The sequence below is a fragment of the Pseudomonas sp. genome, assembly GCF_026224925.1.
In the GTDB taxonomy this organism is placed as follows: domain Bacteria; phylum Pseudomonadota; class Gammaproteobacteria; order Pseudomonadales; family Pseudomonadaceae; genus Aquipseudomonas.
The window spans coordinates 1-6,112 of record NZ_JAMFRV010000252.1 but is presented as its reverse complement, the minus strand read 5'-3'; the positions used below and the strand labels follow the sequence as shown (position 1 = coordinate 6,112).

Genomic DNA, 6,112 nt, shown 5'->3' with positions numbered 1-6,112 from the left:
GTCGATGTCGGAGAAGTCCAGCTGAGGGTTGATGCCTTGGGTGTACAGGTTCAGTGCCACTGTGACCAGATCGACGTTGCCGGTGCGCTCGCCATTACCAAACAGGCAGCCTTCAACTCGGTCGGCGCCCGCCATCAGGCCCAACTCGGTAGCCGCAACGCCAGTGCCACGGTCGTTGTGGGTGTGCAGGCTGATCAACACGCTGTCACGGCGATTGATATGACGGCCGAACCATTCAATCTGATCGGCGTAAATGTTAGGCGTCGCCACTTCCACGGTCGCCGGCAGGTTAAGGATGACCTTGTTCTGCGGCGTTGGATTCCAGACTTCGATGACCGCATCACAGACTTCTTTGGCGAAATCGAGTTCGGTGGCGCTGAAGGTTTCCGGCGAGTATTCGAAGGTCCACTGCGTCTCTGGCTGCTCGGCGGCAAACTTGACGAACAGCTTGGCAGCGCTCACCGCGATTTCTTTCACGCCTTCTTTGTCTTGGTTGAAGACGATACGGCGGAAGGAAGGCGAGGTGGCGTTATACAGGTGAACAATGGCTTTCTTCGCGCCGCGCAGGGATTCGAAAGTACGCGCGATCAAGTCTTCACGGCCTTGGGTCAGCACCTGAATGGTGGTGTCATCCGGGATGTGATTGCCTTCGATCAGCGTACGCACGAAATCAAAGTCGGTCTGCGATGCAGCCGGGAACGACGCTTCGATTTCCTTCACGCCGACTGCAACCAGAGTCTTCCAGAAACGCAGCTTTTTAACCGCATCCATCGGCTCGATCAGCGATTGGTTACCGTCGCGCAAGTCGGAGCTGCACCAGATAGGCGCTGTAGTAATAGTCTTTGACGGCCAAGTACGATCAGGCAGATCAATGGTTGGAAACGCGCGGTACTTGGTCGACGGATCGTTGAGCATGGTCATGGGAAATCCTTTTGTGTACGGGCCGGAAAAAGGCGGCCTACCGTTGAAACGACAGAAGGGCGTGTTGAGGCATAGCGATTAGCGTGGCAGTCGTGCACTGACCAGGCTGAGGCAGCTATGTTGGCGCAACAGAATGAGGGTGTGAGGAGTTTTCATGCTGCTAACCGTACTCACTGGGGTGAATATTGGCAAGCACTGGCGAAAAATTGATAGAAAATCTCAGAAGTGGGAGGTTAATCGATTTTTATTGCGTGATTTACCCTTCGGATGCGGGGTTATTGCGTGATGCCAGCGCGCTGAGCAATTAGATGTACGCGCTGTCTTGATAATATGCCTGCACAAGCAAAATCAAGGGGATGAGGAAATGCAAGAATCTGACTGGAAGGTGCTGAGCAAACTACGGCCATTAGCGGTAGAGCGGATGTATGACCGTATTTTTTTCCATCTTCAGAGCACGTTGAATGCAGAGGAAAAGAGTCATCGCGAGGCGGTGATTGACACGTTGGAAACCGTACGAGCCGCCATGAAGGAGGTGAGTAGAGTCTTTGATCAAGTGAGATTCTCACGTACCAACGCTTCGGATCACTTGATTACCTATTTTGCTGAAAATCTTCTAACTGAGCAGGAGTTGGCTGAATTCAGTGAAGATGCTCAGGAACTGGTTAGCTCTTGGAGGGCACAGAAACACTGATGGCTTGCGCTCATTTGGAAAGCGCAATCAAGGCTGAAACGCCCCAATAAATATCGCCGGATCAACCCGTGCATCGTTCAAGCTAACGTTCCAATGCATATGCGGACCGGTTGCGCGGCCAGTGGAGCCGACGCGACCCACCACGCCGCCGCGCGGCACGTTATCGCCAACCTTCACGTCGATCTTCGACATGTGGCAGAACATGCTAATGAATCCCTGGCCGTGGTCGACAAATACCGTGTTGCCATTAAAGAAGTAATTGCCGATCAAGATCACCTTGCCCGCCGCTGGCGATTTGATCGGCGTGCCAGCCGGCACTGCAAAATCCAGCCCTGCGTGAGGATTGCGCTCTTCGCCATTAAAGAAGCGCCTTACGCCGAACTTACTGGAAAGCGGCCCGTTCACCGGCTTGTCCAGCGCGAGGTTGCTCGGCGTACCCGGCGAAAAGCTGCGATAAGCGCGGATCTGCTCGGCCAGCTCGCCGTCGATGCGTTTCAAGTCTGCGGGGTTCGGATTGACCTGACGTTGATTCTTCAACGTGATGTGCTGCTCAGGGTAGGCCTTGGTTCCGACGGTAAAGGGCAGGGTACGAGTGCCACTGGCGGTTTTTGCAGTGATTTGCTGACTGCCGGGTTTGATCGTCAATGGCACGCCAATAATTGCCACCCAGCGCGCGTCCTGTTGCCTGACCACTAACACCGGCTTGCCCTGATAGCTGGCCTGTGGCGTTTGCGTGCTGGGGCCGAGATCAACCACCGCGACGCCACCGGGCACGGGCTTGTTCAGCAGCCGCGCTATATAGCTGTCGGAAGCCGCATGGGCCGGCACGGCGAGCAACAGGGCAACAATCGGGGCAATAAAACGCAGCATTGCTTTCACATCCAAAAGGTCAGTCCAACAGCGACAGGGTGACCGGTGCCAAATGGTTATCTTCGACCCGCACGTGCAATTCACCTTCGCCCAGTTTCGCCCTTAAGCGCTGACCGTTATGGGTTTGCTCGGCACTACGAATGGCGTGGCCGCGTTCATCCAACAAAATGCTGTACCCACGGCTCAGCGTTGCCAGCGGGCTGACTACGTTTAACGTCTGCACTTGGCTTTGCAGCTGTAAGCGCCGGGTTTTCAACGTTTCCCGCATGGCCCGAGGCAAGCGCTCAGACAAACCGTCCAGCCGCTGCTTCAAAAAGGCCAGGGTACGGCCCGGATGTTGGGCGGCGAGACGGGTTTCAAGGTGTGCCAGGCGTACCGCGCGCTTGTGTGCGTGCTGTTCGAAAGCCCTGCGCAGGCGCATGTCCAGGTCATCCAGGCGCTGCGCTTGTTGTCGTAGACGTTCGCCGGGATGGCGCAGGCGTCGAGACATCCCTTCCAGACGCAGCCGGTCGCGCATTAGTCGATCTTGAATCCGCGCCACCAAACGGCGTTTCAGGCTATCCACCCGGCGATGCAGATCGCTGGAGTCCGGCGCGAGCAGTTCTGCTGCGGCCGAAGGGGTTGGGGCGCGTACGTCGGCCACAAAATCGCTGATCGAGACATCGGTTTCATGTCCGACGGCGCTGACGATAGGCGTTACACACGCGTCAATCGCCCGGGCCACTGCTTCTTCGTTGAAGCACCACAAGTCTTCCAGAGAGCCGCCGCCTCGGGCGAGGATCAAGGCGTCAAACCCACGGGCGTCGGCAAGCTTGAGTGCACGCACGATTTGCGCAATAGCCTCACGGCCTTGCACGGCAGTGGGGATCAACGTCAGCCGGACCTGAGGAGCGCGGCGGCGGAACACGCTGATGATGTCGCGAATCACCGCGCCCGTAGGCGAGCTGATAATGCCGATGCGCTGTGGGTGTAGCGGCAGCGGCACTTTACGTTCGGCACTGAACAAACCTTCGGCACTGAGTTTCTCTTTCAGGGCATCGAAGGCCTGGCGCAGCGCACCTTCGCCTGCGGGCTCAACCGTGTCGAGAATCAGTTGGTAATCACCTCGACCTTCAAACAGCGAGACCTTGCCACGAACTTTAACGGCCAGCCCGTCTTTCAACACCTGGCGAACCCGCGCCGCATTCTGCCGGAACAGCGCACAACGCACTTGGGCGCCACTGTCCTTAAGGGTGAAATACACGTGGCCGGAAGCCGGACGAGACAGATTGGAGATTTCGCCCTCCACCCAGATATTGCTGAATACATCCTCCAGCAGCACGCGCGCACGGCCGTTCAGTTGGCTGACGGTGAGGACTTCCCGGTCGAGGCCGAGTCTTGCGAAGGGGTCTTTAATCATGCGGGGCATGATACACGGCGCGGGCGGGACGCTGAACCAAGCCAATCGAAAATCCGGTCGCGAACTTCGGCAGCGCCACATTTTGGTGGGAGCGAACTTGTTCGCGAAGGGAGCGCTGCGGTGCGACAGAGAGACCGCGTTGCCTGCTTCCCGAACAAGTTCGGTCTACAGAATTTCGGTTTGGTGCTGAGCCCCTACAGTTTTGCTACAGTCAGCGCCCTCAGCACTCATGGACGTGAACCAATGGTCTTCCCCGATATCGCCACGCTGTTCAATCACCTGGCCTTCACGCCGCTTGATTGGCTGTTGATCGGCTTGGGTGTGAGTGCGGCGTATATCGTGTTCGGCATTGCCGGATTCGGTACTGCGCTGATCGCCGGACCGGTTCTGATCAACTTTATGCCGCTGTCACGGATCATCCCGTTGTTGGTGCTGCTGGACTTCATTGCCGCGTTCGGCAATCTGCTGCCTTCGCGCAAATCCCTCGTGAAAACCGAACTGCTGCGCTTGCTGCCCTGCATGGCCATAGGGTGCACGCTGGGCGTGGTGTTTCTGCTGAACCTGAAATCCAATGTGTTGCTGTTATCGATGGGGCTGTTTATCACCGCCTATGCGCTGTACAGCCTGTTGGTCAAAATTCGCCCGACCCAACTCGCGGCAGGCTGGGCAATACCGATGGGTACCGTGGGCGGGCTGTTCGGTGCACTGTTCGGCAGCGGCGGCTTCTTATATGCGATCTACCTCAACAGTCGTCTAGCGTCTAAGGAACAGGTGCGAGCGACCCAGGCGGCGCTGATCAGTTGCAGCACCATCGTTCGTTTGAGCTTGTTTCTGTTGGCGGGGGTATACGCCGATGCTTCGTTATTATTACTGGCGGCGTGCCTGTTTCCGATGATGGCGTTAGGCTCCTGGATCGGCCGTTCGCTGACCAATAAGCTATCCCGAGAAGCGTTTGTCCGTTTGATCACCTGGCTGGTTCTGGCCAGCGGCATTGCGTTGATTGGCCGTTATATTTCTTTATCAGCTGGCACTTGACCTGACCTCGCGGGGGATTAAGCTGGCGGGTTCTCACGCGTCACAGCAGGCAGCACCATGAACTCGCAAAGCATCATCGTCCCGAAGATATCCACGCTGGCGGTTCACGAACCCCGGGCGCGGGCTATCGTGCGTTGGCTGGTGCGCAAAAATATTATCGAAGAAGCGCCAACTACCTGCGGCCGGAGCGGTAATCGCATGGCCCACGCCATTGCGCCGGGTGCTTCTAGCGTTGTGCTGCACCCTGAAGCCTTGCCGTTCAACGAACCGGTCAACGGTTTGGAAATCATCACCCACCGCTGCATCTATACCCCGGCCAAAGGTTTTCTCGAAGAAGCAGGTTGTGCCGAGTGCCGTAAAGAAGTCGGCGAAGCGCTGTTCGAAAGTCTTGAAGACTGGATGCCTGGGCGCACCGACAACTTCGTCTGCCCGGAATGCGGGCACGAAGATGACATCAACGGATTCCTGTTCTTGCAGCCCTGCGCATTTTCCAATCTGGGCTTTATTTTCAACAACTGGGCTGAAGCCGGGTTCAAGCAGAGTTTCATCGACGAATTCGCCGATTGGCTCGACAGCCCTGTGGCCTGGGTCAAGGTCGAGCTCTAGTCGCAAGCACGCACCCACCTACAATTGGTCGTATTTCAGATGAATAAATAATAGCCTGAGGTTTACATTGAGCCGACGGGCCTGTCTGGGTATAATGGCGCGCTTCCAATTTCCCGCTCGGGAGCCCCCGCATGCTGCGTATCAGCCAAGAAGCTCTAACCTTCGACGACATTCTCTTAGTGCCCGGTTATTCCGAGGTACTTCCTAACGAAGTTAGTTTGAAGACACGTTTGACACGTGGCATCGAGCTCAACATTCCGCTGGTTTCTGCTGCAATGGATACCGTTACCGAAGCCCGATTGGCGATTGCCATGGCTCAGGAAGGCGGCATCGGCATTATCCACAAGAACATGACCGTCGAGCAGCAAGCTGCCGAAGTGCGTAAGGTCAAGAAGTTCGAAGCTGGCGTCGTCAAAGACCCGATCACCATCGAGGCAGATGCCACGGTTCGTGACCTGTTCGAACTGACCCGTCTGCACAACATTTCCGGCGTTCCGGTTCTGCACAATGGCGACCTGGTCGGCATCGTGACCTCCCGTGACGTGCGCTTCGAAAACCGTCTGGACGTTCCCGTTCGCGAAGTGATGACG

7 protein-coding genes are annotated in these 6,112 nt (G+C 56.8%); 4 read left to right on the top strand and 3 right to left on the bottom strand.

The window, feature by feature from the left end; genetic code table 11:
• A partial coding sequence (locus M0974_RS11060; RefSeq protein WP_297836175.1) for a 2-isopropylmalate synthase occupies window positions 1-921 on the bottom strand: 921 nt, incomplete at its 3' end.
• Window positions 922-1,285: 364 nt separating this feature from the next.
• Between M0974_RS11060 and M0974_RS11055 the strand changes: the two genes are divergently transcribed.
• Window positions 1,286-1,612 carry a hypothetical protein gene (locus tag M0974_RS11055; RefSeq protein WP_297836173.1) on the top strand — a complete coding sequence of 109 codons (327 nt, stop codon included), beginning with the start codon at window positions 1,286-1,288 and terminating at the stop codon, window positions 1,610-1,612.
• A gap of 27 nt (window positions 1,613-1,639) precedes the next feature.
• Here the strand turns inward: M0974_RS11055 and M0974_RS11050 are convergent, their stop codons facing one another.
• Both M0974_RS11050 and xseA read right to left on the bottom strand, forming a co-directional pair.
• A complete protein-coding gene (locus tag M0974_RS11050) occupies window positions 1,640-2,482 on the bottom strand; it encodes a peptidoglycan DD-metalloendopeptidase family protein (protein WP_297836172.1) in 843 nt (280 codons plus the stop codon).
• A 19-nt stretch (window positions 2,483-2,501) separates the two neighbouring features.
• Window positions 2,502-3,881, bottom strand: a complete 1,380-nt coding sequence (gene xseA / locus M0974_RS11045; protein WP_297836179.1) for an exodeoxyribonuclease VII large subunit — start codon at window positions 3,879-3,881, stop codon at window positions 2,502-2,504.
• 243 nt (window positions 3,882-4,124) lie between these two features.
• Here xseA and M0974_RS11040 point away from each other — a divergent pair, with 243 nt between their 5' ends.
• From M0974_RS11040 to M0974_RS11030, 3 genes are all read left to right on the top strand, one after another.
• On the top strand, window positions 4,125-4,916 hold the full coding sequence (locus M0974_RS11040) for a sulfite exporter TauE/SafE family protein (RefSeq protein ID WP_297836177.1): 792 nt from the start codon (window positions 4,125-4,127) through the stop codon (window positions 4,914-4,916).
• Window positions 4,917-4,973: 57 nt separating this feature from the next.
• Window positions 4,974-5,522 carry a sugar ABC transporter ATPase gene (locus M0974_RS11035; RefSeq protein WP_297836170.1) on the top strand — a complete coding sequence of 183 codons (549 nt, stop codon included), beginning with the start codon at window positions 4,974-4,976 and terminating at the stop codon, window positions 5,520-5,522.
• Window positions 5,523-5,653: 131 nt separating this feature from the next.
• Window positions 5,654-6,112, top strand: a 459-nt coding sequence (locus M0974_RS11030; RefSeq protein WP_297836168.1) for an IMP dehydrogenase, incomplete at its 3' end; no start/stop codon positions are given.